Origin of the sequence: Pseudoxanthomonas sp. UTMC 1351, assembly GCF_040948865.1 — a bacterium.
Taxonomy (GTDB): Bacteria; Pseudomonadota; Gammaproteobacteria; order Xanthomonadales; family Xanthomonadaceae; genus Pseudoxanthomonas_A.
In genome coordinates this window covers 248,823-274,270 of the sequence record NZ_JAVGJT010000009.1, presented here as the reverse complement: position 1 = coordinate 274,270, position 25,448 = coordinate 248,823, and the positions used below count along the sequence as shown (strand labels likewise).

Below are 25,448 nucleotides of genomic sequence, written 5' to 3'. Positions count from 1 at the left end.
CCGCAGCGCGCCCATGTGGTGAATGGGCGGCTTTTAGCTTCTATCGTGATTTTCCAGAAAGAGCTCGCGGCGGGACGCCGCTCCTACAAAAACAAAAGCGATCATGGACGGACGTTAGCTCTCTGTAGGAGCGCCGTCTCGGCGCGAGCTTTTTGCTTCTATCGCGATCTCCCAGAAAGAGCTCGCGGCGGGACGCCGCTCCGCGCCCCGACCACCCCTCAATGCACACGATCAAGAACGCGCCGCAGCGCGCCCATATGGCGAACGAGCGGCTTTACTCTTTAGCTTCTGTAGCTTCTATCGCGGTCTGTTAGGAAGAGCTCGCGGCGGGACGCCGCTCCTACAACAGCGTAGAGATCAGCTGTAGAAGTAACCATCGGCGATAGCCGTGTGCAACGCACTGAGTTGTAGTTGGATCTCGTCCATGAAAACGGCGGGGTTGCGGGCGGCCAGCGATGCCGGGTCGGCGTTGCGGGTCATGCCGATCACGCGGTTGAGGTAGCGATCTATTCCAGGGCGATAAGGCATGGTGGGCAGCACGCTCTGCGCGCGTGACAGGCAGAACTGCACGCTACGCGGGAACTCGGCGTTCTGTAGCAGGAAACGCAGCGCCAGTTCCGCGGTCACGCGCTGGCGCACATGGCGCCGAAACATCTGATACGCGGCCAGCGCGCGTAGCACGCTCATCCACTGCATGTTCTGGAAAGTTTCGCGATCTTCCTCATGCCGCGGCGTGACCAATCCGGACGCACCCGCGTCGATGATGCGGGTGGTCATGTCCGCCTGCTCCAACGCCGTGCCCAAACGCAGGAACTGGTAGCCGATGTCGCGGCTGACGTTGGCGCTCAACAGGCCGGAGACCTTCAGGCAGCCGTCGATGATGCGGCCCAGGAAATCCATTCGGTAGCGGCGGCTGATGCTGCGTTCGCCGTATGCGCCGATGTACAGGTGCAAGTCGTTGATCGCTTCCCAGACTTCCTGCGGCAGGCTGTCGCGGATACTGCGCAGGATTTCGCGCGCCGATTCGATCGAGCTTCGCAACGAGGTGGTATTGCGTTCGTCCAGCAGCAGAAATCGCACCACTTCGACATCGCCGACGTCTTCGCCAGCGTCAGGGAAGTGTTCCGCGAACACTTCGTCCGCGCCCACCGTATCGATCAGCGGCCGCCAGGTGAATCGCACCGAGCGCGGCATGTCCAGTTGCAATTGGCTGCCAACGCCCACCAGCCGCGCGGTATTTTCCGCACGCCGCACATAACGGCTGAACCAGTACAGGTTGTCGGCTACGCGCGACAGCATCAGTCGGTCCCCTCGTCCGCGGCATCATCGGACATGTCCACCACCCAGGTGTCCTTGGCGCCGCCGCCTTGCGAGGAGTTGACCACCAGCGAGCCTTTTTCCATCGCCACCCGCGTCAAACCACCGGTAGTGACGTAGGTATCCTGGCGCGACAGCACGAATGGCCGCAGGTCCAGATGCCGCGGCGACGGCCCCTGCTTGGTCACGATGGGCGCGGTGGAAAGCGACAACGTCGGTTGCGCCATGTAGTTGCGCGGGTCGGCCTGGATCAGCTGCTTGAACTTGTCGCGCTGGCGCTTGGTGGAACGTGGCCCGATCAGCATGCCGTAGCCGCCGGATTCATTGGCCGGCTTGACGACCAACTTCTCGATGTTATCCAGCACGTACTTGCGCTCCTTGGCGTTGTGGCACAGGAAGCTGGGCACGTTGGGCAGGATGGGATCCTCGTCCAGGTAGTACTTGATCATCTTGGGCACGTAGGCAAAGACGACCTTGTCGTCGGCGACGCCGGCGCCGGGCGCATTGGCCAGCGCCACCTTGCCAGCGCGCCAGCTGCGGATCAGACCGGGAACACCTAACGTGGAATCCGGACGGAAGGCTTCCGGGTCGATAAAAAGATCATCCACGCGCCGGTAGATCACATCCACACGCTGCGGCCCGTAGATGGTGCGCATGTAGCAGCAATCATCATCGGCGACAAACAGATCGTTGCCTTCCACCAACTCGATACCCATTGCCTGGGCCAGATACGCATGTTCGAAGTACGCACTGTTGAACACGCCAGGCGTCAGCAGAGCAATGACGGGCGAGTCGCCGGGGCGCGGCGACAATGCGACCAACGTGTCATAGAGCTGCGACGGATAGTCATCCACCGGCAGAATGGAACTGGTTTCGAACAGTTCCGGGAACACCCGCTTGGCCACCATGCGGTTTTCCAGCATGTACGAGACACCGCTGGGAATGCGCAGATTGTCTTCCAACGCATACAGCGTGCCGTCGCCGTCGCGCACCAGGTCCGAACCACAGACATGTGCCCATACGCCCAGCGGCGGCTCCACACCAACGCACTGCGGGCGGAAGTTGACGGAGTCCTTCAGCAGCATCGCCGGGAATACCTTGTCCTTGACGATGCGTTGCTTGCCGTAGACATCGCCAATGAACAGGTTCAGCGCGCGCATGCGCTGCTTCAGACCGGCCTCGGTCCGCTTCCATTCGCGGCGGTCGATGATGCGGGGTATCAGATCGAAAGGCAGCGTGCGGTCGACGTTGCGCCCATCGGAATAGACGGTGAAGGTAATGCCCTGCACGCGGGCTACGACATCGGCCGCCAGCTGCCGCTCGGCGATTTCGCGTCCGGACAGGCCAGCCAGGTATTCGACCAGCCGGCGCGCCGCCGGATGCGGCTGACCATTGGCTTGGATCAGCTCATCGAACGTGGTCGTGCGGTATTTGGCCCAGTCCATCCGCCCCCTTCCGCTGCCGCCCGCCGGCCGGATGCCGACAAGGGTTGATGCAATGCAACATGCCTGCAAACCCGACGCGCCGTCAAGCGCTCGGCGATTTTCCTGCGTCGCCACATTCGGCAGCTCCGCGTGAAAGCAGCGACAATGCCGCGGTCTGAGTTCACCGGAGATGCTTCATGCCCGTGCCACGTCCTGTAGCGCTGATCACCGGCAGCGCCAAACGCGTGGGCGCGGCCATCGCCCGCCAGCTGCATGCCGATGGCTATGACCTGGCCTTGCATTACCGTAGCTCGGAAGAAGAGATGCAGGCGCTGGTAGCCGAACTCGAAGCGATCCGACCCGATAGCGTGCTGCCGCTGCGTGCGGACCTGAGCGACTTCGATCGATTGGCAGAGATCGTGGCGCAAACCATCAGCCGTTTCGGACGGCTGGATGCGCTGATCAACAACGCCTCCGCGTACTACGCCACGACCATCGGCAAAACCACGCCGCAGCAATGGGACGAACTATTCGCTTCCAACGCACGCGCGCCTTTTTTCCTGGCCCAAGCCGCGGCACCTCATCTGAAAGCATCGCATGGCGCCATCGTCAGCCTGGCCGATATCTATGCCGAGCGTCCGCTGCATGGCCACACGGTCTACTGCATGGCCAAGGCCGCGCTGGTCATGATGACCAAGTCGCTGGCGCGCGAGCTGGGACCGGAAGTACGCGTCAATGCCGTCGCGCCGGGCAACGTACTGTGGTCGGAGAATCCGGTGAAGGCGGAGACGTTGGAGGTGTTACGCGAACGCACCGCCCTGCAGCGGCAAGGTTCGCCGGAAGACATCGTATCGGCAGTGCGTTGGCTTTTAACCGGCAATCGTTACATCACCGGGCAGATCATCGCGATTGATGGCGGCCGGTCGGTGTTTATTTGACCTGGTTTCTCGTACTGGTTGCTTTTGCCGGTTGCTCCTGTAGGAGCGCCGTCTCGGCGCGAGCTCTTCCCCTCAGGTCGCGATAGCAGCGAAGAACAGTTGAAGCCTGCTGCCCATATGGGCGCGCTGCGGTGCGCTCTTGATCGCGCGCACTGAGGGGCCCAGAGGCGCGGAACGGTCTCTGGCCGCGAGCAACTTCTCTTCGGCAGATAAAAGCAAAAGCTCGCGCCGAGACGGCGCTCCTACATGATGTTTGCTTTTGTGGAAGGCAAAATCTGCGCGACCAAATCACGGAACAGCGCATGGGCCAGCTTGTCCGGGTTCTGCCAGACCACACGGTCCTGCGTATCGCATTCGGCTACCAGATCGATATCGATAAGGCAGTTGTCGCTATCGCGACGCCTGCCAAGATCTTCTTCCACTCGCTTCAAAAATGCAGACAGGTCATCCCGCGATTGCGCGGCCTCGATCAGCAACGCCTGGTTGATGTAGCGATGATGGTCGCCCGGCACCACGCTGGGACCATGCACCAGTTTGGACTCGCGCAACAACCTGCCGGATTCGACGAGCCGTATCCGCGCTTGTTGCAACGGCGTTTCGTCGGCGGCATCAGTGCCCAGCAACAGCAGATAACGGTGCGTATGCACTCAGGACGCCTGTGAAGCCGCGGCCAGGGCTGCCGGAGCCGCCATGGCCTGGCGCAGATCCGCGCCGCCGGGCTGCTGGAACACATGCAGGCCGAACTCGGGCAGGATCGCCAGCAGATGATCGAAGATGTCGGACTGAATGTTCTCGTATGCGCTCCAGTCCACGGTACTGGTGAAGCAGTAGATTTCCAGCGGCAAACCGGTTGGCGTCGGCTGCAACTGGCGCACCATCAGCGTCATGCCTTGATGGATGCCCGGATGTGCGCGCAGGTATTGTTCGACATATGCGCGGAACGTGCCCAGATTGGTGACGCGCCGGGTGTTGACGGGCTCCTTGCCGCGTTCGGCCAGCTGCGCGTTCCAGCGTGCCAGCTCTCCTTCCTTGCTGGCCAGGTAACCGTCGAGCAACGAGAAACGATGTACGCGCTTGCGCTCGTCCGGCTCCAAAAAACGCACACTGTTCTGATCCAGATACAGCGAGCGCTTGATCCGGCGCCCGCCGGATTCGCTCATGCCGCGCCAGTTCTTGAACGACTCGCTGATCAGCTTTTTAGTTGGGATGGTGCTGATGGTCTTGTCCCAGTTCTGCACCTTCACCGTGTGCAGGGCGATATCGATCACATCGCCATCGGCATTCTGGCCAGGCATCTCTATCCAGTCGCCGACCCTTACCATGTCATTGGAACTAATGGTCATGCTTGCCACCAGCGACAACAGGGTGTCCTGGAATACCAGGATCAGCACCGCCATCATCGCGCCCAAGCCCGACAGCAGGATCACCGGCGAACGGTCGATCAGCGCCGCTACTATCAGCACCGCGGCGATGACGAAGACCACGATCTTCAGCAGCTGCAGGTAGCCCTTGATCGGCTTGTTATGCGCATCGGGACGCCGCTGGTAGATCTCGTTGACCATGTCCAGTGTGGCGGAAATAGCCAGCGCGACCGTCAGGATGATGAAGGCGACGCAGACGTTGCGTACGACGGTGACCAACAGCGGCGGGAGGTCCGGCACCACCGCCACGCCGGCCGCCAGCACTATCGCCGGTACCACGTGCGCCAAGCGCGAAATCACCCTCGGTTGCACCTGGTTGCCCCCGGCACCCAGCGGCGATGCGTTAAGCGCTTTGCGCAACCCGCGCAACAGCACGCGTTTGGTCACCCAGTCGGCCAGCCATGCGGCAATCACCAGCGCCGTCGCGACGACCGCTGTATAGGCCCAGGGATACGGTTCCAGCGTCGCGCGCAACGCCTGCAGCCGTTCCATCATGCAGTGGGCTCCTGTGTTCGTTCGATCACCACACCCACTGCGCGCGCATTGCGCACCGCACCGGGCTTACTCAGTTTCAAGCGTAACCAGCTGACGTTGAACTCGGCCAGTACCAGCGCCGCACAACGCTCAGCCAGTGTTTCCACCAGACCGAATTCCGACGTCCGCACAAATGCGGTGATGCGCTGACTGATGGCGTCATAGTCCAGCGTATCGGCGACTTGGTCGGTCGCAGCCGGCACGCGGTTGTCGAAACCCATTTCGATATCGAAGCTGAGGGTCTGGCGGATGCGCCGTTCCCAATCGTGGATACCGATGACGGTGTCCGCCTCAAGACCTTCGATGAAAACTTTATCCATGTGCGAATGACCCAACCTGTAGTGAAGTGCTTTTTGTCTCCCCCTTTAAAAAAGGGGGATTAAGGGGGGTTTGCTCTTTGACTTGGCCGCGAAGAGCAAATCCCCCGCAGCCCCCTTTGATAAAGGGGGCAAAACACTGTGCTTTTTTAGCTGCTCGCGGTAATCACTTCCGGCAACGTCGCCATATCCCAGCGCGGGACGACTTTCACTTCCGCGCTTTCCTGTTGACCTGCTTCCAACCTCAACGCGCCGGCGAACGCGATCATGGCGCCGTTGTCGGTACACAGTGCCGGACGCGGAAAACAGACGCGCCCGCCGCGCTTCGCCGCCGTCGCTTGTAGCTTTGCACGCAGGCGCTTGTTGGCGCCCACGCCGCCAGCCACCACCAGCACTTCGCAACCGGCGGCATCCAGCGCGCGTTCGCACTTGATGGCCAACGTATCGACCACCGCGTCTTCAAAACCGCGGGCGATGTCGGCGCGCGTGGTGTCGCTCTGGTCGCTGTCGCGCCAGGCCAGCAGCACCTGCGTCTTGAGCCCGGAAAAGCTGAAGTCCAGCCCAGGCCGGTCGGTCATCGGCCGTGAGAACCTGAACGCGGCTGGCCGTCCCTGCTCCGCCAGGGCAGCCAATTGCGGTCCGCCCGGATAAGGCAGGCCCATCATCTTGGCGGTCTTGTCGAACGCCTCTCCGGCGGCATCGTCCAGGGTCTCGCCCAACAGGCGATAGCGGCCTATGGCGTCCACGGCTACCAGTTGGGTATGTCCGCCCGACACCAGCAGGGCCACAAACGGCGGTTCAGGAGGATCATCCTCCATCAGCGGCGCCAGCAAGTGGCCTTCCATGTGATGCACGCCCACGGCGGGTACATCCAGCCCCCAGGCCAGCGACCGGGCCACTCCGGCGCCCACCAGCAAGGCACCGACCAAACCCGGACCCGCCGTATAGGCCACACCGTCCAGGTCGTCGACGCCCAAGCCGGCCTCGGCCAGGGTCTGGCGAATCAACGGCAGCAGCTTGCGAACGTGGTCGCGGCTGGCGAGTTCCGGCACCACGCCGCCGTATTCGGCATGCAGGGCGATCTGGCTGTAGACCGCGTGGGCACGCAATCCGGCGGCGCCGGACAGGCCGGTGTCGTAGACGGCAACGCCGGTTTCGTCGCAACTGGTTTCAATGCCTAGGACACGCATAGGTAGGGCACGCATGAAAAGAAGATAAGGCCTTGCAGGGACAGGACAAGGACCGATGGGTTGCAGCGGCCCGATGAGTCGCTATAATACGCGGCTCGCCGGGCCATTCCCGGTCATCATGTGTACCGGAGATTCCATGCCCAGCGTCAAAGTCCGCGAAAACGAGCCTTTTGAGTTTGCTCTGCGTCGCTTCAAGCGTACCTGCGAAAAAGCCGGTGTTCTGGCCGAAACCCGCAAGCGCGAGTTCTATGAGAAGCCGACCCAGGAACGCAAGCGCAAGGCCGCCGCCGCGGTGAAGCGTCAGCTGCGTCGCAGCTCGCGCGACGTCACCAAGCGCCAGCGCCTGTACTGAGCGAAGGCGCGGGTTCTTCCGCAAGGCCTGCGCCACGGCGTGGGCTTTAGCTGGAAGTACCGCCAGAAGCCGGCACGCGTGAGCGTAGCCGGCTTTTTGTGTTTATGGTTCCACCCAATCTGGAGATGTCCATGTCCCTGAAACAACAGCTCACCGACGATATGAAGGCCGCCATGAAGTCCGGCGACAAGGACTCCCTGGGTGTGATCCGCTTGATCAATGCGGCCATCAAGCAGCGTGAAGTCGACGAGCGCATCGAACTGGATGATGCCGCCGTGTTGGCCGCGATGGAAAAGATGGTCAAGCAGCGCAAGGATTCGGTCAGCCAGTTCGAAGCCGCCTGCCGCGAGGACCTGGCCGCCATCGAGCGCGCGGAGATCGTGGTGATCGAGCGCTACCTGCCCGCCAAGCTGGGTGAAGCGGAGATCCTGGCCGCTATCGACGCTGCCATCGCCGAGACTGGCGCCACCGGTCCGGCCGACATGGGCAAGCTGATGGGCGTGCTGAAGCCTCGCCTGGCCGGACAGGCCGATATGGGCCAGGTCTCTGCGCTGGTGAAGAAGAAGTTCGCGGGCTGACGCTCTTCATCCTTTGGAAAAGGAGGCCAGGAGGCTTTTCCCTTCTCCCCTTGGGAGAAGGTGGCGCGAAGCGACGGATGAGGGAATGGCGCGTCCGCTTGTAGCAAAAGTTGATGGCAAGTCATCGCTCTTCCCTCATCCGCCCTCCGGGCACCTTCTCCCGGAGGGAGAAGGGAGCGAAGATCCGACGCTAATCAGGCTTAAGGACCGGGCTATGCTTGGCAACCTATGCCGAATACAGCGCCAATGCCCACCATCGCCCTACGCCCCGCCACCCGCACCGACGTGCCAGAGATCCTGGCTTTCGTCCGTGAACTGGCCGAATACGAAAAGCTGGCGCATGAAGCCGTCGCCACCGAGGCCGGCATGACTGAACAGCTGTTTGGCGAACGCCCTGCCGCCGAGGTGGTGATCGCGGAAGTGGACGGGCAGCCCGCCGGTTTCGCGCTGTTCTTCCACAATTTCTCAACCTTCCTGGGCCAGCGCGGCCTGTACCTGGAAGACCTGTTCGTGCGGCCGCAATACCGCGGGTTGGGGCTGGGCGAGAAGCTGATGGTCCATTTGGCCAAGCTGGCTGTCGAGCGCGGTTGCGGCCGTTTCGAATGGTCGGTGCTGGACTGGAATGAGCCTGCGATCCGTTTCTACCGGCGCCTGGGCGCCGTGGGTCTGGACGAGTGGACGGTGCAGCGGGTGAGTGGGCAGGCGCTGCGCGATCTGGCTTCGGGTGAGGTCGGCGGCGGTTTGCGGTAAGAGCTCGCGGCGGGACGCCGCTCCTACATTCAATGTTCCGACCGTGTAAGTCATACGCTGGACAGGGCTGCAATCACAGGCGCTCAACAGCGCTCTGGCATCCTGAAGGCTCGCCCATGCCGCGATGACCGGACGTCATGCAACGCCGCCTGCTCGAAAAGATCAAACGCTTCCAAGCGCGCTTGCAGAAGAGTCTTCCTGTCGCGCTGTCGCGCCGTTTTGTCGAGAACGACCTGATGACTCACGCTGCGGCGTTGGCGTTCTACGCGCTGCTTTCGCTAGCGCCATTACTGGTGTTGCTGCTGTGGCTGACGGCGTCGTTGTATCCGTCCGCTCAGGAAGCCCTTATCCGACAAGTGGGCGACCTGGCAGGCCATAGCGCGCAAACCGTCGCCGGCACCGTGATCGAAAATGCCGAGCGCTGGCCCAGCATCGGCTCACTGGCCGGCTGGTGGAGCACCTTGCTGCTGTTCGTCGGCGCCACGGCGGTGTTCGCTCGCCTGCAGAAGGCGCTGAACGCGATATTCCAGACCGACTCGCAGCAGCTGCCGGGCATCATGGCGTGGCTGCGCAAGCGCATCTTCTCGTTCGGTGTGGTGATGGCACTGGGCTTCCTGTTGCTGGTATCGATGACGCTCAACACGGCGCTGCAGATCATGTTCGCCCGTGTTCCTTCGTTGTTGCCGGCGTTGGGAAATGTCGTCTCGCTGGCGATCTACGTTCTGGCCTTCGCCCTGCTCTATCACTACCTGCCCGACCGGCGGGTGCATTGGCGGCAAGCGCTGTTGGGCGGCGCCATCACGGCGGCACTGTTCGTGGCCGGCCGCTACGCGATTGGCCTGTACATCGCCGAGGCCGCGCCCGGCAGCGCCTACGGGTCCATGGGCACCCTGGTTGTCCTGCTGGTGTGGGTGTACTACGCCACCTTGGTGTTCTTCACCGGTGCGTTGCTGACCGCGGTGATTGATGAACGAGCACAGGACGCCGCCGAAACAAAAAACGACGCAGATCGCACTACGTGAGCGCTTCGGTCATGAAATACTAGTTAGGTCATGGCCCGTATTCCCGACGCCTTTATCGATGAACTGCTCGCCCGGACGGATATCGTCGAGGTGGTCGGTACGCGCGTGCCGCTGAAGCGGCAGGGCAAGGAATATTCGGCCTGCTGTCCGTTCCATGACGAGCGCTCGCCCTCGTTCACGGTGTCGCCGACCAAACAGTTCTATCACTGCTTCGGTTGTGGCGCGCACGGCACCGCGCTGTCGTTCCTGATGAACTACGACCGGCTGGAATTCCTGGACGCGGTGGAGGAATTGGCCCGGCGCAACGGCATGGAAGTGCCGAAGGAAACCCAGCACCGTAACGTCAGCGATGACAGCCGCGAGCTGTATGCCGCGCTGGATTCGTCCGCACGCTTCTTCCAGCGACAGTTGGAAACCAGCGATAAAGCACGCGCCTATCTGGATGGACGTGGCGTGGACGCCGCCATCCGCACCCAATTCTCCATCGGTTATGCGCCGGATGGATTTTCCGTACTGAAAGAAGCGCTGGGCACCGACGAGCGCCGGGTCAAATTGCTGGACCGCGCCGGCATGTTGTCGAAGAACGACCGCGGACATGTGTACGACAAATTCCGCGATCGGGTGATGTTCCCGATCCACGACCGCCGTGGCCGCGTGATCGCCTTCGGCGGGCGCGTGCTGGACAAAGACGACGGCCCCAAATACCTGAACTCGCCGGAAACCGTGCTCTTCCACAAGGGCCGCGAACTGTACGGCCTGTGGCAAGTGCGCCAAGCCAACCAGAAGATCGCGCGGCTGATCGTGGTCGAGGGCTACATGGATGTGGTGTCGCTGTTTCAGTATGGCGTCACCCAGGCGGTCGCCACACTGGGCACGGCGACCACACCCGATCATGCGGAGCTGCTGTTCCGCAATGCACCCGATGTGTACTTCTGTTTCGACGGCGATGCCGCGGGTGAGCGCGCTGCCTGGCGCGCGCTGGAGTCGGTACTGCCGCGCATGAAGGACGGGCGGCAGGCGTTTTTCTTGTTCCTGCCGCAAGGCGAAGATCCGGACACCATTGTCCGCAAAGAAGGTGTTGCCGGTTTCGATGCGCGTCTGCATGACGCCACGCCGCTATCGCAATTTTTCTTCGACGAATTGAGCAAGGACATACGGTTGTCCACGCTCGACGGGAAAGCTCGCTTGGCCGAGCGCGCCAAACCGTTGCTGGCGCAGATTCCCGATGGCGCTTTCGGCGATCTGATGAAACAGCGGTTGACCGAAATCACGGGTGTGGGCGCGCAGCTGCCTCCACCTTCGCCCGCCACTACGACGCGCCGTCCGATCAACGCTGCCACCAAACCCAGCCTGGTCCGCAGCACTATCGTGCGGTTGCTGCATAAGCCGTCACTGGCGCTGGCTCTTGAGCCGCCCTATGGTTTCGCCGGTCTGCGGCAACCAGGCGTGGAGCTGCTGATCGAGCTGTTGGATATCGTGCGCACCCGCCCCGACATCACCACAGGCGCGCTGCTGGAGCATTTCTCCGAACGGGAAGAGCTGGCGGCGTTGCAGAAACTGGCGATGCAGGCCATTCCTGGCGATGAAGACAGCTGGCGCACCGAGCTGCTGGATGCCGTCGCGCAGTTGGAGCGACAATCCTTACAACAGAGGTTGGACGAACTTCAGGCAAAACAGCGCAATATGGGCTTGGACGAAGCTGATAAATACGAGCTTCGCGTGTTGCTGCTGGCTCGTGCCGGCCGCGTTCACACGATTGGGTAGCATTATGAATACATCGACATTGACTCGCTCCGCAGGTTTCGCGCTGGCTCTGCTCCTTTCGGTGTTTGCACCTACAGCGAGCGCCACCGAATTCACCGAACCCAAACCCGGCCTGCATACAGGCGCGCAGCCAACTCCAAATGATCTGGCGGCGCTCTCACGACAAGGCGTGCGTACCGTCATCGACCTGCGCACTGATGAAGAAGATCGTGGCTTCGATGAAGCAGCCGAAGTGGAACGTCAGGGTATGCACTATGTGCGGCTGCCCATCGGCGGCGCAGACGACCTGACCGCTGAGAACGCCACATTGCTGAAGCAGGCACTGGACCAGAGCGGCGATGGCGTGCTGCTGCATTGCGCCTCGGGCAACCGCGTGGGTGCCTTGCTTGCCATGATGGCGGCGCAGCACGAAGACGCCACACCAGCCGAGGCTCTTGAGTTGGGCAAACGCGCTGGTTTGAAGTCGCTTGAACCGACGGTCGTCGAGAAGCTGGGCGCAACGGATTCCCCGTAAGGCTTTACGTCGCCAGGAAAGGGGTCCGCAACGCTGCATGTAGGAGCGCCGTCCCGGCGCGAGCTTTTCGCTTCTACCGCAATCCGACGGGAAGAGCTCGCGACGGGACGCCGCTCCGCGCCCCGGTAGTTCCTCAGTGCGCGTAGTCAAGAGCGCGCCGCAGCGCGTCCAGGTGATGAAAGGGCGGCTTCATCGCGCAAGCGCTTCTATTGGATCTGTGAATATCGAGATCTGACGGGAAGAGCTCGCGGCGGGACGCCGCTCCTACAAAGGCGAACGTCCCACACAAGAACGAAATGGTCATGACCGTAGGAGCGCCGTCTCGGCGCGAGCTCTTGCTCTTGCTTCTGCTTTTACCCGAACCATCAACGAAGAGCTCGCGGCGGGACGCCGCTCCTACAGGAGCGCGCGCTCAGCCCTGCGGCAAAAATTCAACCAGCGGTACGGGTTGCAAGAACGGCAGCAACCAATGATCGATTAGCAAAAAAGCGAACAGTGCCATCAGGTAAACCACGGAGTAGTTGAATACGCGCATGGCGAAGAATTCGTCCGGCGGGTCCAGCAGTTTCCAGGCGTACCACAGGAATACCGCGCCCAACACCAGCGCGCCGCCCAGGTAGAACAGACCGCTCATGCCAACCGCCCACGGCAGCACCGTCGCCACGACCAGCAGCAGGGTATAGAGCAGGATCTGCCAGCGCGTGTAGCTAACGCCGTGGGTGACCGGCAGCATCGGCACCAGCGCGCGCGCATAGTCTTCGCGCCGGAATATCGCGAGCGCCCAGAAGTGCGGCGGCGTCCACACGAAAATGATCAGCACCAGCAACAGCGCGTGCGCCCAATCCCACTCGTTGTGCATGCCGGTCACCGCCGCCCAACCCAACAGCGGCGGCGCAGCGCCGGCGATGCCGCCGATGACGATGTTCTGCGGGGTGGCTCGCTTCAGATAACCGGTATAGATAATGGCGTAGCCGATCAGCGAAGCGAAGGTCAGCGCCGCCGTCAGCACATTCACCAGCACCACCAGGATGGCCATCGACACCACACCCAGGATGACGGCGAACGTCAGTACCTGGATGGGCCTTAGCGCGCCTGTTGCCAATGGCCGATGAGCCGTGCGCGCCATCACTTTGTCGATACGTTGATCAATCAGATGATTGATCGCGGCGGCTGACGCAGCCGCCAGCCAGATACCGAGCAGGCCGAATATCGCCTGACGCATCGGCGGCAGGCCAGGCACCGCCAGAAACATGCCCACCAGCGCGGTGAACACGATCAGCGCGACGACCCGCGGCTTGGTGAGTGCCCAGTATTGGTCGAGAGTGGCAGGCATTTAAAGGCGGGAACCGGGAACGGGGAACGGGGAATGATGGTTTGCTTCGGTGGTGGAAGCTCGCTGTTCCTGGTTGAAGCGGGAACGGGGAACGGGGAACAGGGAATGACGGTTTGCGTCAGTGGCAGGACCTCCACACCAGCGGGATTTTGGCGCGATAGGGATGCACTGCATCAGAGCGGACGCAACGACCGACCCAAACCCATTCCCGGTTCCCTGTTCCCCGTTCCCGCTTTCCATTGTCCTCATCCCGGCCTGCGCAGTCGCGCCAACAGCGACACCAGCGTGAACAGTAGCAGCGCGGCGCCGGCGTTGTGCGCCACTGCCACATGCAGCGGCAGAGCCAACTTGACGTTGAGGATGCCCAGCGTGACCTGCGTGACCGTCAACACCACCAGCGTCAGCGCCCAGCTGCGCATGCCGGGCGTGCGGAACAGGCGCCAGGCCAACGCCAGCAGATAGAGCGCCAGCAACACGGCGACGATGCGATGCGACATCTGGATGGCGATGCGCGAAGCGCCATCCAACACGCCACCTTCGTAGTCCACGCCGACGCCACGCCACAGCACGAAGCCTTCGCGGAAATCCGTCGGCGGCCACCATTTCCCCACGCATTTCGGAAAGTCGAGGCCGCACGACAGCGCCGCGTAATTGGCACTGACCCAGCCACCCAGCGCGATTTGTAATGCCAGCAGGAGCAACCCGACGAACGTCCATCGGCGCAGCACCCCAGCATCGGCCAAGGTGATGGGACGGTCGGTCGCGCGCCACGCCATCCAGATCAGCAGAGCGAACGTGGTCAGCCCGCCCAGCAGATGGCCCATCACCACGATCGGCTTCAGCAGCCAAGTCACCGTCCACATGCCCAGCAAGGCCTGGAAGATGATCACGCTCAGTGTCAGTGCACCGATAGGCGCCAACGCTTGTACCGGTGCCGACGCCATTTCTCCGCGCGACCAGCGCAGCGCGGCGAACAGCAGGATGGCTTCGCCCAGGATGGCCAGTACGGAAGCGGCGCTGTGTTCGCCGCGCATGTACAGCGGTATCGCGGCCGCCACCAGCCCGGCCGCAATAATGATCTGCGCGATACCGAAGCGCCGCTGGCGCGCAGCCAGCAACGCCAGGATCAGCACAAGCACGCCCAGCGAAGCGGCCAGATGACGATGAACTTGTTCGCGCCACGCCTTGTGCGTTTCGAACGGCCGGATCGCGCTGGCGGCATGGTCGCTGACATCATGCGACGCCTGCGGCCATGCGGCACGGCCATAGCAGGTGGGCCAGTCGGGGCAGCTCAAGCCCGCATCGGACAGGCGCACGAATGCGCCGAATACGACGACGCAAAGCGTCAGCGCCACCGCCAGCCAGGCAAGACGATGGAAATGGCGGTAGAGCACGGGGCGTGGGGTCGAACTCATGGAGAACTCATCAGGAACTTATCGGCAGCCAGGGCTAGGGCGTGTCATCAATTGGGTAGTCGCCCACGCCGTGCCGCCGCGCGTTTGGCGCAAGGAAGAGCGAGGAAGTGTATGCCGATACACGCCCGAGCGATGACACCGCGCCGGACGCGCGGCGGCACGGCCCTCCGGGTTGAGCCGGTACGGCCGCCAGCCGGCGCCACGCGGCTTGACCCCCGCCTTCGCGAGGGCAGGCTCTGACGGCCAGGCGCTGCGCCACGCAACGCCGCCTGACGGCCGTACTGACTCAACGCTGGCGGCTACCCAACTGATGACACGCCCTAAATCAGTTTCAGCAACTTGGAAACATCGCTGCGCAGATTCGCCGGGTCGAAGCCGGGCGCATAACGCAAAATCACGAAACCGTTCGGATCGATGACGAACACCGGCACGCCCGCGGGATCGTTCACCTGCGGCAACTTCGCCAAAAGCGCCTGATCAGCTTGCATCAAACGCAATGATTCGGGTGAGGGCGCACCCACTGGCAACGCGCCAACCCAGAGAATTTCGACCTTGTCGGCATTGTGGCCGAACAGGCGCCAGACCTTGTCCAGGTCGCTGGCGAGCTTGACGCAGGTTTGTGCGCAGTCGGCCGGAGGCGCGACAACGATGCGCCAGATGCGCTCGGAAGGATTCCACTGATATTCGCTGCCGTCCGCGAGACGAGGCACCACGGCACGCGCATCGATCGGTGGTTGCAGCATTTCCCCATGATTCTTGTGCGCGGCGGGTTGCCAGCCGGCAAAGCGCAAGACACCGGCACCTATCACGCTGCCGAAGAACAGTGCGAACAAGGCGACCAGCATCCAGCGCCCGCGGCGGGTCCGGGCGGCGTCAGGGGATTTGGAAGTCATAGTCGGCTATTTTCTCATGCGCTGGCGGTTATTGCCGGTCCTGGCGCATGCGCACTCGCAGCGTCAGCACCACCGCCGTCACCAGTACCGCGAGCGCCAGTCCGAACCATTGCACCGCATAGCCAAGATGGCGCTCCGGGGGCAAGGTGTTGGGCAGAATATCGAGATCGCGTGCGTAACCCAGCGGAAGCTGTGGATCCAGCTTGAGCACACGCGGTGCCAACGTCGGCAACGTCAATGCCGCCGCCAGGCTTTCCAGGTCCAAACCGGTGGCGAGCAAACTTCCAGTGGCTTGGCGCACGGGCGCCGCGCGGGAAATGCCGGCCGAAGGCGGCGGCACCAGCAAGCCTTGCAACGCCTGAGTTCCACCGGGCAACACTACTTCAGGCAGACGGCGGTCGCCTGGCACCGGCAGCCAGCCGAGTTCAACGAGTAGCGGCACCCCTTCTGCCGGCTGGAAAGCCCGATAGGCGCGCACTCCCACTCGCCCCTCGCGAATCTGGTTGTCCAGCAGCACCGCCGGCCCCGACAGGAACCGGCCCTCGCCGGCGGTCCAGTCGTATTCCAGCGCACGCGCTGCATCGGCAGCGGACGACAACGGCAATGGCCTGCGCTCGGTCAGCACTTTCTGCGATGCTGCCAGCATGGCTTCCTTTTGCTTGGCACGCCCCAACTGCCATTGACCCAGCCCGCAAAACAGCGCGATGGTCGCCAATGCCAGCGACCAACCCAGCCACATCGGCATGCGCCGGTTCATGAGAGGCACCACGATGGGAATCGGGCGTGCTCCGCTACGCTGCTGTGCGCGAAAGAACCGTTCTGGCTTCTGACAGGACAGCGGGTCTGGCACTGTGCATCCCGCCAGCAGCTGCCAACGGATTCACCTCCGCGCTGCGATAATGCCTTCATCCAACGCACACCCAACTTGAGGACGCCATGAGCGATTCGCTGAAAACACTGATGATCATCGCGTTCCTCATCCTGATCGTCTGGAACCTGGGCGCCGGACTCTACTACCTGCTGGTCGACAAAGGTCAGAGCAAGCGCACGGTGAACGCGCTGACACGCCGCATCGTGCTATCGGTGGCACTGATCCTGATCGTTGCCTTATCGATCAAGATGGGTTGGATCCAGCCACATGGCGTTGGCGGCTGAGTCGGGAAGGTCGCCCGCTTCGCGGGCTGTAAATGGAAAAGCCGGCTGCTGCGCAGCCTGTCAATCGTAAGACGGCGGCTGTCGCACCGTTCACTCTTCACAGGCGGCACCGCCACCGACTTTCCAGCGCCAGAGGCGCGACTTCGCTGCCGCTTACAGCACGTAGACGAACAGGAACAGGCCCAGCCAGACCACGTCCACGAAGTGCCAATACCAAGCGACGGCTTCGAACCCGAAATGCTCGTCCTTGCTGAAATGGCCCTTGGCGCAGCGCAGCCAGATGATCGCCAGCATGATGGTGCCCAGCGTCACGTGCGCGCCATGGAATCCGGTCAGCATGAAGAAGGTGGAGCCGTAGATGCCGGAACCGAGTGTGAGGTTCAGTTCCTTGTAGGCGTGGATGTATTCCTCCGCCTGGTAGAACAGGAACGTAGCGCCCAGCAGCACCGTGGCGCCCAGCCAGATCAATAGCTGCTTGCGGTGGCCGGCCTTCAACGCATGGTGCGCGATGGTGATGGTCACGCCCGAGCTCAGCAGTATCAGCGTATTGAGCAACGGCAGGCCCCAGGCGGGAATCGTCTGGAACTGGCCGCCTACCTGGCCCGGTCCGGCGCTGGGCCAAGCGGCGCTGAAGCCTTCCCACAGCAGGCTGTGGGTCATCACACCATCGCCCTCACCGCCCAGGAAAGGCAGCGACAAGGTACGGGCATAGAACAGCGCACCGAAGAAAGCGCCGAAGAACATCACTTCCGAGAAGATGAACCACACCATGCCCATGCGGAAGGATACGTCGACCTGCTTGTTGTAATGGCCCGAGATCGACTCGCGAATCACGTCGCCGAACCACATGAACAACGTGGCGCACAGCATGACGATACCGGCGTAGAACACCCACTGGCCCCAGCCAGCGTCATTGAGCCAGCTGGCCACGCCCAGCATGGTGACGAACATGGCGATGGAGCCCACGAACGGCCACTTGCTCTGATGCGGCACGAAGTAGATGTTGGCGTCTGGCGAATGGGCTTGTGCCATGGCGTTGTCTTCCGTTTCCTAAAGCTTGATCAGGGAGCCGCGAACGGCGAAGTCGACGCGTTGCCCGTGCCGATCTGCGCGGTCATGGCGTCGTTCTTGAAGAAGGTATACGACAGCGTGATGGTTTTCACGTCGGCCGGCAGGTCCGGATCGACGATAAAGCGCACCGGCATGTCACGGGTTTCGCCAGCTTGCAGCGTCTGCGCGGTGAAGCAGAAGCACTCGGTCTTGGTGAAATAGCCCGAGGCGCGCGCCGGCGCTACCGACGGCACCGCGCTGCCGACGATGGCGCGCTGGCTCTCGTTGCGGGCGAAATATTTCGCTTCGTACAGTTCGCCGGGGACGACCTGCATGGTCAGCTGCTCCGGATGGAACGCCCACGGCAGCTTGGAATTGACGCCGCCATCGAACTGCACCGTCACGGTGCGCTCCTTGCGTTCGCCAGCCACGACTTGCGCAGCTCCGGGGCCTTTCTCTAGGCGAATGCCAAAGACTTTTTCGCAAGCGATGCGGTACAGCGGCACCAGCGAGAACGTCAGCACGAACACCGCCAGCGACACGCCCACCAGCTTGAACAGGCCCGCGCTGTTTTTACTAGGTGATGGCTTATTAGGTGATGGCTTATTAGGTGATGGCTTATCGGGTGCGGGTGCGCTCATGTGCTCAACACCCCCGACAGGATGAAGGCCACGTAGATCGCCACCGCCAAGCCGCCGACCACCAACGCCGTGCGCACCACCGATTTGCGGCGTTGGGCTACGTCTTCAGTGGAACGGTCGGGCGAGGTCATCGGTTCGATCCTGCGACAACGATCAGTGCGTCACGTCGCCGTGAGCCAGGTCGCCGTCGCGAATAACCGGCGGCGTGCTGAAGGTGTGGTGCGGCGCCGGCGACGGCACGGTCCATTCCAGGCCACGGGCATTTTCCCAGGCACGCGCTTCGGCCTTGGCGCCGCTGCGCAACGAACTCCACAGGATGGCCGCCATCATGAACGGCGTCAGGAACATGCCGAAAGCACCCACCGAGCTGACCAGGTTCCAGTCCGCGAACACTGGGTTGTAGTCCGGGATGCGGCGCGGCATGCCGGCCAGTCCCAGGAAGTGCTGCGGGAAGAACAGCAGGTTGACGAAGATCACCGTCCACCAGAAGTGGAACTTGCCCCAGAACTCGTTGTACATGCGGCCCGTCCATTTCGGCCACCAGTAGTACACCGCGGCGATGATGGAGAACAGCGCACCGGTGACCAGCACGTAATGGAAATGCGCCACGACGAAATAGGTGTCGTGGTATTGGAAGTCGGCCGGCACGATGGCCAGCATCAAGCCGGAGAAGCCGCCGATGGTGAACAGGATGACGAAGGCCACCGCCCACAACATGGGAGTCTCGAAGCTCAACGAGCCTTTCCACATGGTGCTGACCCAGTTGAACACCTTCACGCCGGTCGGGATGGCGATCAGCATGGTGGCGAACATGAAGTAGATCTCGCCGCCCAGCGGCATGCCGACCGTGAACATGTGGTGCGCCCACACGATGAACGACAGGAATGCGATCGAAGCGGTCGCGTACACCATGGCCTGATAGCCGAACAGCGGCTTACGGCTGAAGGTCGGGATGATTTCCGACACCACGCCGAACGCCGGCAGGATCATGATGTAGACCTCGGGGTGACCGAAGAACCAGAAGATGTGCTGGTACATCACCGGGTCGCCGCCGCCGGCCGCGTTGAAGAAGCTGGTGCCGAAGAACTTGTCGGTCAGCAACATCGTCACCGCACCCGCCAGCACCGGCATCACCGCGATCAGCAGGAATGCGGTGATCAGCCAGGTCCAGCAGAAGATCGGCATCTTCAACAGATCGATGCCCGGCGCGCGCATGTTCAGCACGGTGGCGATGATATTGATCGCGCCCATGATGGAGCTGATACCCATCATGTGGATGGCGAAGATGGTGAACGCAACGTTGGAACCGCCCTGCAGCGACAGCGGCGGGTACAGCGTCCAACCACCGGCCGGCGCACCGCCCGGCAGGAACAGCGTCAGCAGCAGCATGGTGAACGCGAACGGCAGGATCCAGAAGGACCAGTTGTTCATGCGCGGCAGCGCCATGTCCGGCGCGCCCAGCTGCAGCGGGATCATCCAGTTGCCCAGGCCGACGAACGCCGGCATCACGCCGCCGAAGATCATCACCAGCGCGTGCATCGACGTCATCTGGTTGAAGAACTCAGGGTTGACGAATTGCAGGCCTGGCGTGAGCAGCTCAGCGCGGATCACCACCGACATCGCCGCACCGATGATGAACATGATGAAGCTGAAGATCAGGTAGAGCGTACCGATGTCTTTATGGTTGGTCGAAAAGAACCAACGCTCGACAAAGCTCTGCTGATGACCGTGGTGATCGTCATGATGATCGACGGCGGGATAGGCCATGTTCTTTAGTCTCTTGCAGCTGATGCGGACGATTAAGCCTGCGCCTGGGGCGCTGGCGTTTCGTTGGAGGGAGCGGCGTCTTGCGCGGGAGCCGTCTGGCCTTCAACCGGGGTGGCTTCAGTGGCAGGCGCGGCTTCGACAGGAGCCGCGGCAGGCGCCGGAGCCGTGGTCGGAGCAGGCTTACGAGAAGCCAGCCACTGCTGGTACTCCTGCTTCGGCACAGCCTTCACTACGATCGGCATGAAACCATGGTCCTTGCCGCACAGTTCGGCGCACTGGCCGCGATAGATGCCCGGCTCCTTAATGTCGGCCCAGGCTTCATTGATGATTCCCGGGATGGCGTCCTGCTTCCAGCCCAGTGCCGGTACCCACCATGCGTGGATCACATCGTCCGCGGTGATCACGAAGCGGACCTTGGTATCGACGGGCAGCACCAGCACGTTGTCCACGTCCAGCAGGTAGTGCGGGTTCTTGGCCAGATCCGGCACCTCGCCGCTTTGGCGGATGCGGTCGGACTCGCGATCGATACGGCTGGTGAACTCAACCCCTTCGCCCAGATACTCGTACTTCCACATCCACTGGTAACCGGTGATCTTGACGGTCATCTCGGAGTTGCGGGTGTCGTACATGGCGATCAGCTTGGCGGTGGCCGGCCAGGCCATGACCACCAGGATCAGCACCGGGATCACCGTCCAGATGATCTCCGCGGTGGTGTTATGGCTGAACTGCGCAGCCACGGCACCTTTCGACTTGCGGAACTTGAACATGGCGTAGGCCATGGCGCCGAACACCAGAATGCCGATGGCCACGCACACCCACAGCGCCACCATGTGCGCGTCGTAGGCGTGGTTGGAGGACGTGGTGACGCCGCGCCCCATGTTCAGCTGCCAACGTTTCGGGTCTGCCGACTGCGCCCACGCCAGCGCCGGCATCGCCAGCAGCATGCACGCCGTCATCAAACGCTTCCAATACCCTTTCACTTGCGTCATTGCCTAGACCCCAATGCGTCATCGGTTGCGGCCACTCGCGGCCGCCAGTAAATCCTGCAACTTGTCCGCCAACTCCCTGCGTTCGGCCGGACCGAGGAAAGCACCTACCTCGACCTGCCTACCGCTGGAAGCCAGCGAAATCCTTTCGCCACCTTTTTCAACACAAAGCCGCACCCAGTAAGGATGCGCCCGGAAAACCGTTCCGACCGGCGCGGTGCGGCGTGCTTCCAACAGCACCACCTCCACCACATCCGGGCCGACGGTGATTTCCTCACCACGTTCGCCGCTGCGCCAAAGCCAGCGCAGTGCGGCCGCCACGATCACGCTATCCAACAGCGCGAATGCCGGTGCGAAGACATTGCCCGCCCACCAGCCCAGCATGGCCACCAACCACATCGCTCCCGCCAGCGCGGCGAACAGCGCCAGGAACTGATGGGCCGTCAGCGCCCGGGGCGGCCGCAGCTTGAGCTGCGCGCCATGCCCATCCGGCATCGACGGAACCACTTCGATCATGTCGCCAACCTCGCTGAGAGGCCGCGGAAAACCGTCAAATGGTAGCGTCGGCACCGCATTGCGGCAAGCTTCGTAGATTCTCGTGAGCGGTATGAAGGCATAGACTAGTGGGCTTCCCCTGGCCTGCCGGCAGCGATGACTTCCCGTCCCGAAACCCACTCAGATCAAGCTTCCGGGCTCCCGCCCGCAGGCATCATTACCCCCGAACTGCCGCCGCCGCCGGGCGCGTTGCGCGCGGCCATCACGGCCGCCTGGATGCGGGACGAAACTGAACATGTGCGCGAATTACTGACGCAAGCGCGCCTGCCCGCGGAGGAACAAACCAAGGCGCAGGCATTGGCCGCGGACCTGGTGCGACGCGTCCGCGCGCGCGCGCAGGATCAAGGCGCCATCGAGGCCTTCATGCGCCAGTACGACCTGGGCAGCGAGGAAGGCGTGCTGCTGATGTGCGTGGCCGAAGCGCTGCTGCGCATTCCGGACCAGGACACTGCCGACAAGCTGATCCGCGACAAGCTGGGCGATGCGGACTGGGAAAAGCACATGGGCCAGAGCGACTCGGTGCTGGTCAACGCGTCCACCTGGGGACTCATGCTGACCGGGCGGCTGGTGCAGCTGAACGACCTGACGCGCTACGACGTGCGCGGCGCCTTCAAGCGTCTGGTCGGTCGCGTGGGCGAACCGGTGATCCGACTGGCGGTGCGCCAGGCGATGCGCATCATGGGCCACCAGTTTGTGATGGGGCGCACCATTGAGGAAGCACTGGGCCGCTCGCGCAAAGGTGACAACGCGAACTATCGCTATTCGTTCGACATGCTGGGCGAAGGCGCGCTGACGTCCAAGGATGCTGCGCGCTATCTGGAGGCCTATCGCAAGGCGATCCACGCGATCGGCCGTACGGGTCCGTTCGCCGACGTGTTCGCCGCCCCCAGCATCTCCATCAAGCTGTCCGCGCTGCACCCGCGCTACGAACACGCCAAACACGCACGGGTGATGCAAGAACTGGCGCCCGCGATCCTGGAACTCGCGCAACTGGCCAAGTCCTACGGCATCGGCTTCACCATCGATGCCGAAGAAGCCGACCGCCTGGAGCTGTCGCTGGATCTCATCGAAGCCACTTTCTCCGACAAGTCGTTGGATGGCTGGGAAGGCTACGGCCTGGCCGTGCAGGCGTATCAGAAGCGCACGCCCTACGTGATCGACTTCCTTGCCGACCTGGCCCGCCGGATCGGTCGCCGCATGCCGGTACGCTTGGTCAAGGGCGCGTACTGGGATGCGGAAGTGAAGCGCGCGCAGATCGAAGGCCATCCGGGCTATCCGGTGTTCACCCGCAAGCCGAACACCGACGTGTCGTACCTCGCCAATGCGCGGCGCATGTTCGCCAATATCGACGCGCTGTATCCGATGTTCGCCACGCATAACGCGCAAACGATTGCGGCGGTCCGCGCCTTATCCCTTCTCCCTCCGGGAGAAGGAAAAGCCTTCGAATTCCAGAAGCTCCACGGCATGGGCGACGACCTGTACGCGGAAGTCACCCCGCAGGATCGTCTCGACGTGCCCTGCCGCGTCTACGCACCTGTGGGCTCGCATGAGGACCTGCTGCCGTACCTGGTCCGCCGCCTGCTGGAAAACGGCGCCAATTCAAGCTTCGTCAACCGCATCACCGACGAAGACGTCGCCATCGAGGACCTGATCCGCGACCCGGTGGAAACCGTGTCGTCGTTCGACGCCATTCCGCATCCGCGCATTCCGCTGCCGGTGGACCTGTTCCGGTCCCAGGCAGCTTCAACATCGCACGCTTCAATATTGCACTCAGACAGGAAGAACTCCATGGGCGCCAATCTCGCCAACGATCAGGAGCTGCGCACGCTTGCCGCACAGGTCAACGCCGCGGTCGAAAAAGCCGGCCGGCAGGGCTGGCATGCCACACCGCTGGTGCCCGGCGCGGTGGTGTCGACCAACACGGTGCCGGTCGCCAATCCCGCCGACCGCCGACAGACGGTCGGTCAGTGGCAACCCGCCGACAGCGCCATTGTGGAAAAAGCGCTGCAGAACGCAGTAGCCGCGCAGCCGGCCTGGGACCGCACGCCAGCAGCCAGCCGAGCCACGATCCTGGAATACGCGGCCGATCTGCTGGAACAACGCATGCCCGAATTCATTGCGCTATGCGTGAAGGAAGCCGGCAAGACCATTCCCGATAGCGTGGCTGAAGTGCGCGAAGCGGTGGATTTCCTGCGCTATTACGGTGGCCAGGCGCGCGCGACGTTTGGCGCGCCGGATAAATTACCCGGACCCACCGGCGAGTCCAATGAGCTGCAGATGCATGGCCGCGGCGTGTTCGTCTGCATCAGCCCGTGGAACTTCCCGCTGGCGATCTTCCTGGGGCAGGTCGGCGCCGCACTGGCCGCCGGTAACAGCGTGATCGCCAAGCCCGCCGAACAGACCAATCTGATCGGCTATGCCGCGGTGAAACTGCTGCACGAAGCCGGCGTGCCCGATGCCGTGTTGCAGTTCCTGCCCGGTGACGGCGCCACCGTCGGCGCCGCGCTGACCAAGGATCCGCGTGTCGCGGGCGTGGCGTTCACCGGTTCCACCGACACCGCCCGCGCCATCAACCGCGCACTAGCCGCGCGCGACGCCGCCATTGGCGTGCTGATTGCTGAAACAGGCGGCCAGAACGCCTTCATTGCCGACTCTTCCGCATTGCCGGAACAACTGGTCAAGGACGCGATTGGTTCGGCCTTCACCTCCGCCGGCCAGCGTTGCTCGGCTGCGCGCGTGCTGTTCGTGCAGGACGATATCGCCGACAAGGTCATGACCATGCTGGCCGGCGCGATGGACGAGCTGAGGGTCGGCGACCCCGGTCTGTTGTCGACCGACGTGGGCCCGGTCATCGACGCCGATGCGCTGAAGGTGCTGGAAGACCATGCGGCACGCATGGCGGGCGAAGCGCGCCTGATCAAGCAGGCACCGGTGGATAGCGCGGCGGCCGCCTACGGCACCTTCTTTGCACCGCGCGCCTGGGAGCTGAAGTCGCTGAGCCAGCTGGACAAGGAAATCTTCGGGCCCGCCCTGCATGTGGTGCGCTGGAAGGCCGATGAACTGGATCAGGTCATCGACGCGATCAACGCCACCGGTTATGGCCTGACGCTGGGTGTGCATTCGCGCATCGACGAAACCATCGACCGCATCGCCGCCCGCGCCAAGGTCGGCAACATCTACGTCAATCGCAACCAGATCGGCGCCGTGGTCGGCGTGCAGCCTTTCGGCGGCCAGGGCTTGTCCGGCACCGGTCCCAAGGCCGGCGGCCCGCATTATCTTCCGCGCTTCGCTACCGAAAAAACCGTCACCGTCAATACGACGGCTGCCGGGGGGAATGCCTCGTTGCTGACGCTCGGCGACTGACCCCCCGCTCCAATCGACCCCTGCTCACGTAGAGCGGAGCTTGCTCCGCTGACCGTGTCCGGCGTCCGTATGCAAAAAAGCAGCGGAGCAAGCTCCGCTGTACGCTGCTCGGAGACATCGCGAACACCCTCCAAGAACCCCGCTCCGGCGGGGTTTATTTGGTGGCGGC

At 62.8% G+C, this 25,448-nt stretch carries 25 protein-coding genes; 9 read left to right on the top strand and 16 right to left on the bottom strand.

All coding sequences use genetic code 11. From position 1 onward, the window contains the following. Nucleotides 1–357: 357 nt before the first annotated feature. Both AB6O04_RS08455 and AB6O04_RS08450 read right to left on the bottom strand, forming a co-directional pair. Nucleotides 358–1,299 carry an alpha-E domain-containing protein gene (locus AB6O04_RS08455; protein WP_368563403.1) on the bottom strand — a complete coding sequence of 314 codons (942 nt, stop codon included), beginning with the start codon at nucleotides 1,297–1,299 and terminating at the stop codon, nucleotides 358–360. Beyond that, entirely contained in the window at nucleotides 1,299–2,762 is a 1,464-nt protein-coding gene (locus AB6O04_RS08450) for a circularly permuted type 2 ATP-grasp protein (RefSeq protein WP_368563402.1), read from the bottom strand. The genes AB6O04_RS08455 and AB6O04_RS08450 overlap by 1 nt, the downstream gene beginning before the upstream one ends. A 176-nt stretch (nucleotides 2,763–2,938) precedes the next feature. On the opposite strand from AB6O04_RS08450, the gene AB6O04_RS08445 reads away from it, so the two are divergent. Beyond that, the gene (locus tag AB6O04_RS08445; protein WP_368563401.1) at nucleotides 2,939–3,679 is read left to right on the top strand and encodes a pteridine reductase; all 741 of its coding nucleotides are present in this window, start codon (nucleotides 2,939–2,941) and stop codon (nucleotides 3,677–3,679) included. A gap of 242 nt (nucleotides 3,680–3,921) precedes the next feature. Here AB6O04_RS08445 and AB6O04_RS08440 read toward each other — a convergent pair whose 3' ends face one another. The 4 genes from AB6O04_RS08440 to tsaD all read right to left on the bottom strand — a co-directional run bounded on the left by AB6O04_RS08440 (nucleotide 3,922) and on the right by tsaD (nucleotide 7,141). Beyond that, nucleotides 3,922–4,326: a 2-amino-4-hydroxy-6-hydroxymethyldihydropteridine diphosphokinase gene (locus AB6O04_RS08440; protein WP_368563400.1), complete on the bottom strand. Its 405-nt coding sequence runs from the start codon at nucleotides 4,324–4,326 to the stop codon at nucleotides 3,922–3,924. Beyond that, nucleotides 4,327–5,595, bottom strand: coding sequence for a mechanosensitive ion channel family protein (locus AB6O04_RS08435; protein WP_368563399.1), 1,269 nt, complete (start codon nucleotides 5,593–5,595; stop codon nucleotides 4,327–4,329). Beyond that, entirely contained in the window at nucleotides 5,592–5,954 is a 363-nt protein-coding gene (folB, locus tag AB6O04_RS08430; protein WP_368563398.1) for a dihydroneopterin aldolase, read from the bottom strand. Before folB ends, AB6O04_RS08435 begins: the two co-directional genes overlap by 4 nt. Before the next feature lie 146 nt (nucleotides 5,955–6,100). Continuing rightward, nucleotides 6,101–7,141, bottom strand: coding sequence for a tRNA (adenosine(37)-N6)-threonylcarbamoyltransferase complex transferase subunit TsaD (gene tsaD / locus AB6O04_RS08425; protein WP_368563429.1), 1,041 nt, complete (start codon nucleotides 7,139–7,141; stop codon nucleotides 6,101–6,103). Nucleotides 7,142–7,277: 136 nt separating this feature from the next. Between tsaD and rpsU the strand changes: the two genes are divergently transcribed. The 6 genes from rpsU to AB6O04_RS08395 all read left to right on the top strand — a co-directional run bounded on the left by rpsU (nucleotide 7,278) and on the right by AB6O04_RS08395 (nucleotide 12,121). Continuing rightward, nucleotides 7,278–7,493, top strand: a complete 216-nt coding sequence (gene rpsU / locus AB6O04_RS08420; protein ID WP_002808376.1) for a 30S ribosomal protein S21 — start codon at nucleotides 7,278–7,280, stop codon at nucleotides 7,491–7,493. Between the two features lie 131 nt (nucleotides 7,494–7,624). Further along, a complete protein-coding gene (locus tag AB6O04_RS08415; protein ID WP_368563397.1) occupies nucleotides 7,625–8,071 on the top strand; it encodes a GatB/YqeY domain-containing protein in 447 nt (148 codons plus the stop codon). Nucleotides 8,072–8,317: 246 nt separating this feature from the next. Further along, complete coding sequence (locus tag AB6O04_RS08410) at nucleotides 8,318–8,821, top strand: N-acetyltransferase family protein (protein ID WP_368563396.1); 504 nt, start codon at nucleotides 8,318–8,320, stop codon at nucleotides 8,819–8,821. A gap of 137 nt (nucleotides 8,822–8,958) precedes the next feature. Then, nucleotides 8,959–9,843 (top strand): YihY/virulence factor BrkB family protein, encoded by an 885-nt coding sequence (locus AB6O04_RS08405; protein WP_368563395.1) that lies wholly within the window; start codon nucleotides 8,959–8,961, stop codon nucleotides 9,841–9,843. Nucleotides 9,844–9,873: 30 nt separating this feature from the next. Further along, nucleotides 9,874–11,607 (top strand): DNA primase, encoded by a 1,734-nt coding sequence (gene dnaG / locus AB6O04_RS08400; protein WP_368563394.1) that lies wholly within the window; start codon nucleotides 9,874–9,876, stop codon nucleotides 11,605–11,607. Between the two features lie 4 nt (nucleotides 11,608–11,611). Next, the gene (locus AB6O04_RS08395) at nucleotides 11,612–12,121 is read left to right on the top strand and encodes a sulfur transferase domain-containing protein (protein ID WP_368563393.1); all 510 of its coding nucleotides are present in this window, start codon (nucleotides 11,612–11,614) and stop codon (nucleotides 12,119–12,121) included. 412 nt (nucleotides 12,122–12,533) lie between these two features. On the opposite strand, the gene AB6O04_RS08390 is transcribed toward AB6O04_RS08395, so the two are convergent. The 4 genes from AB6O04_RS08390 to AB6O04_RS08375 all read right to left on the bottom strand — a co-directional run bounded on the left by AB6O04_RS08390 (nucleotide 12,534) and on the right by AB6O04_RS08375 (nucleotide 16,519). Further along, complete coding sequence (locus AB6O04_RS08390) at nucleotides 12,534–13,454, bottom strand: heme o synthase (RefSeq protein WP_368563392.1); 921 nt, start codon at nucleotides 13,452–13,454, stop codon at nucleotides 12,534–12,536. Nucleotides 13,455–13,699: 245 nt separating this feature from the next. Further along, nucleotides 13,700–14,869 carry a heme A synthase gene (locus AB6O04_RS08385; protein ID WP_368563391.1) on the bottom strand — a complete coding sequence of 390 codons (1,170 nt, stop codon included), beginning with the start codon at nucleotides 14,867–14,869 and terminating at the stop codon, nucleotides 13,700–13,702. A gap of 320 nt (nucleotides 14,870–15,189) precedes the next feature. Continuing rightward, the gene (locus AB6O04_RS08380; RefSeq protein WP_368563390.1) at nucleotides 15,190–15,762 is read right to left on the bottom strand and encodes a hypothetical protein; all 573 of its coding nucleotides are present in this window, start codon (nucleotides 15,760–15,762) and stop codon (nucleotides 15,190–15,192) included. Between the two features lie 28 nt (nucleotides 15,763–15,790). Then, the gene (locus AB6O04_RS08375) at nucleotides 15,791–16,519 is read right to left on the bottom strand and encodes an SURF1 family protein (protein WP_368563389.1); all 729 of its coding nucleotides are present in this window, start codon (nucleotides 16,517–16,519) and stop codon (nucleotides 15,791–15,793) included. 179 nt (nucleotides 16,520–16,698) lie between these two features. Here AB6O04_RS08375 and AB6O04_RS08370 point away from each other — a divergent pair, with 179 nt between their 5' ends. Then, nucleotides 16,699–16,917 carry a twin transmembrane helix small protein gene (locus AB6O04_RS08370; RefSeq protein ID WP_337343512.1) on the top strand — a complete coding sequence of 73 codons (219 nt, stop codon included), beginning with the start codon at nucleotides 16,699–16,701 and terminating at the stop codon, nucleotides 16,915–16,917. A gap of 153 nt (nucleotides 16,918–17,070) precedes the next feature. Here the strand turns inward: AB6O04_RS08370 and AB6O04_RS08365 are convergent, their stop codons facing one another. The 6 genes from AB6O04_RS08365 to AB6O04_RS08340 are packed head-to-tail and all read right to left on the bottom strand — an operon-like array spanning nucleotide 17,071 to nucleotide 21,877. After that, nucleotides 17,071–17,949, bottom strand: a complete 879-nt coding sequence (locus tag AB6O04_RS08365) for a cytochrome c oxidase subunit 3 (protein ID WP_368563388.1) — start codon at nucleotides 17,947–17,949, stop codon at nucleotides 17,071–17,073. Nucleotides 17,950–17,978: 29 nt separating this feature from the next. Next, on the bottom strand, nucleotides 17,979–18,608 hold the full coding sequence (locus AB6O04_RS08360) for a cytochrome c oxidase assembly protein (RefSeq protein WP_368563387.1): 630 nt from the start codon (nucleotides 18,606–18,608) through the stop codon (nucleotides 17,979–17,981). Further along, the gene (locus AB6O04_RS08355) at nucleotides 18,605–18,739 is read right to left on the bottom strand and encodes a hypothetical protein (protein ID WP_368563386.1); all 135 of its coding nucleotides are present in this window, start codon (nucleotides 18,737–18,739) and stop codon (nucleotides 18,605–18,607) included. Before AB6O04_RS08355 ends, AB6O04_RS08360 begins: the two co-directional genes overlap by 4 nt. Before the next feature lie 22 nt (nucleotides 18,740–18,761). After that, nucleotides 18,762–20,375 (bottom strand): cytochrome c oxidase subunit I, encoded by a 1,614-nt coding sequence (ctaD, locus tag AB6O04_RS08350; protein ID WP_368563385.1) that lies wholly within the window; start codon nucleotides 20,373–20,375, stop codon nucleotides 18,762–18,764. 32 nt (nucleotides 20,376–20,407) lie between these two features. Further along, nucleotides 20,408–21,364 carry a cytochrome c oxidase subunit II gene (gene coxB / locus AB6O04_RS08345; protein ID WP_368563384.1) on the bottom strand — a complete coding sequence of 319 codons (957 nt, stop codon included), beginning with the start codon at nucleotides 21,362–21,364 and terminating at the stop codon, nucleotides 20,408–20,410. Between the two features lie 18 nt (nucleotides 21,365–21,382). Further along, on the bottom strand, nucleotides 21,383–21,877 hold the full coding sequence (locus tag AB6O04_RS08340; protein ID WP_368563383.1) for a DUF2244 domain-containing protein: 495 nt from the start codon (nucleotides 21,875–21,877) through the stop codon (nucleotides 21,383–21,385). A gap of 135 nt (nucleotides 21,878–22,012) precedes the next feature. Here AB6O04_RS08340 and putA point away from each other — a divergent pair, with 135 nt between their 5' ends. Next, nucleotides 22,013–25,279, top strand: a complete 3,267-nt coding sequence (gene putA, locus AB6O04_RS08335; RefSeq protein ID WP_368563382.1) for a bifunctional proline dehydrogenase/L-glutamate gamma-semialdehyde dehydrogenase PutA — start codon at nucleotides 22,013–22,015, stop codon at nucleotides 25,277–25,279. Nucleotides 25,280–25,448: the final 169 nt, after the last annotated feature.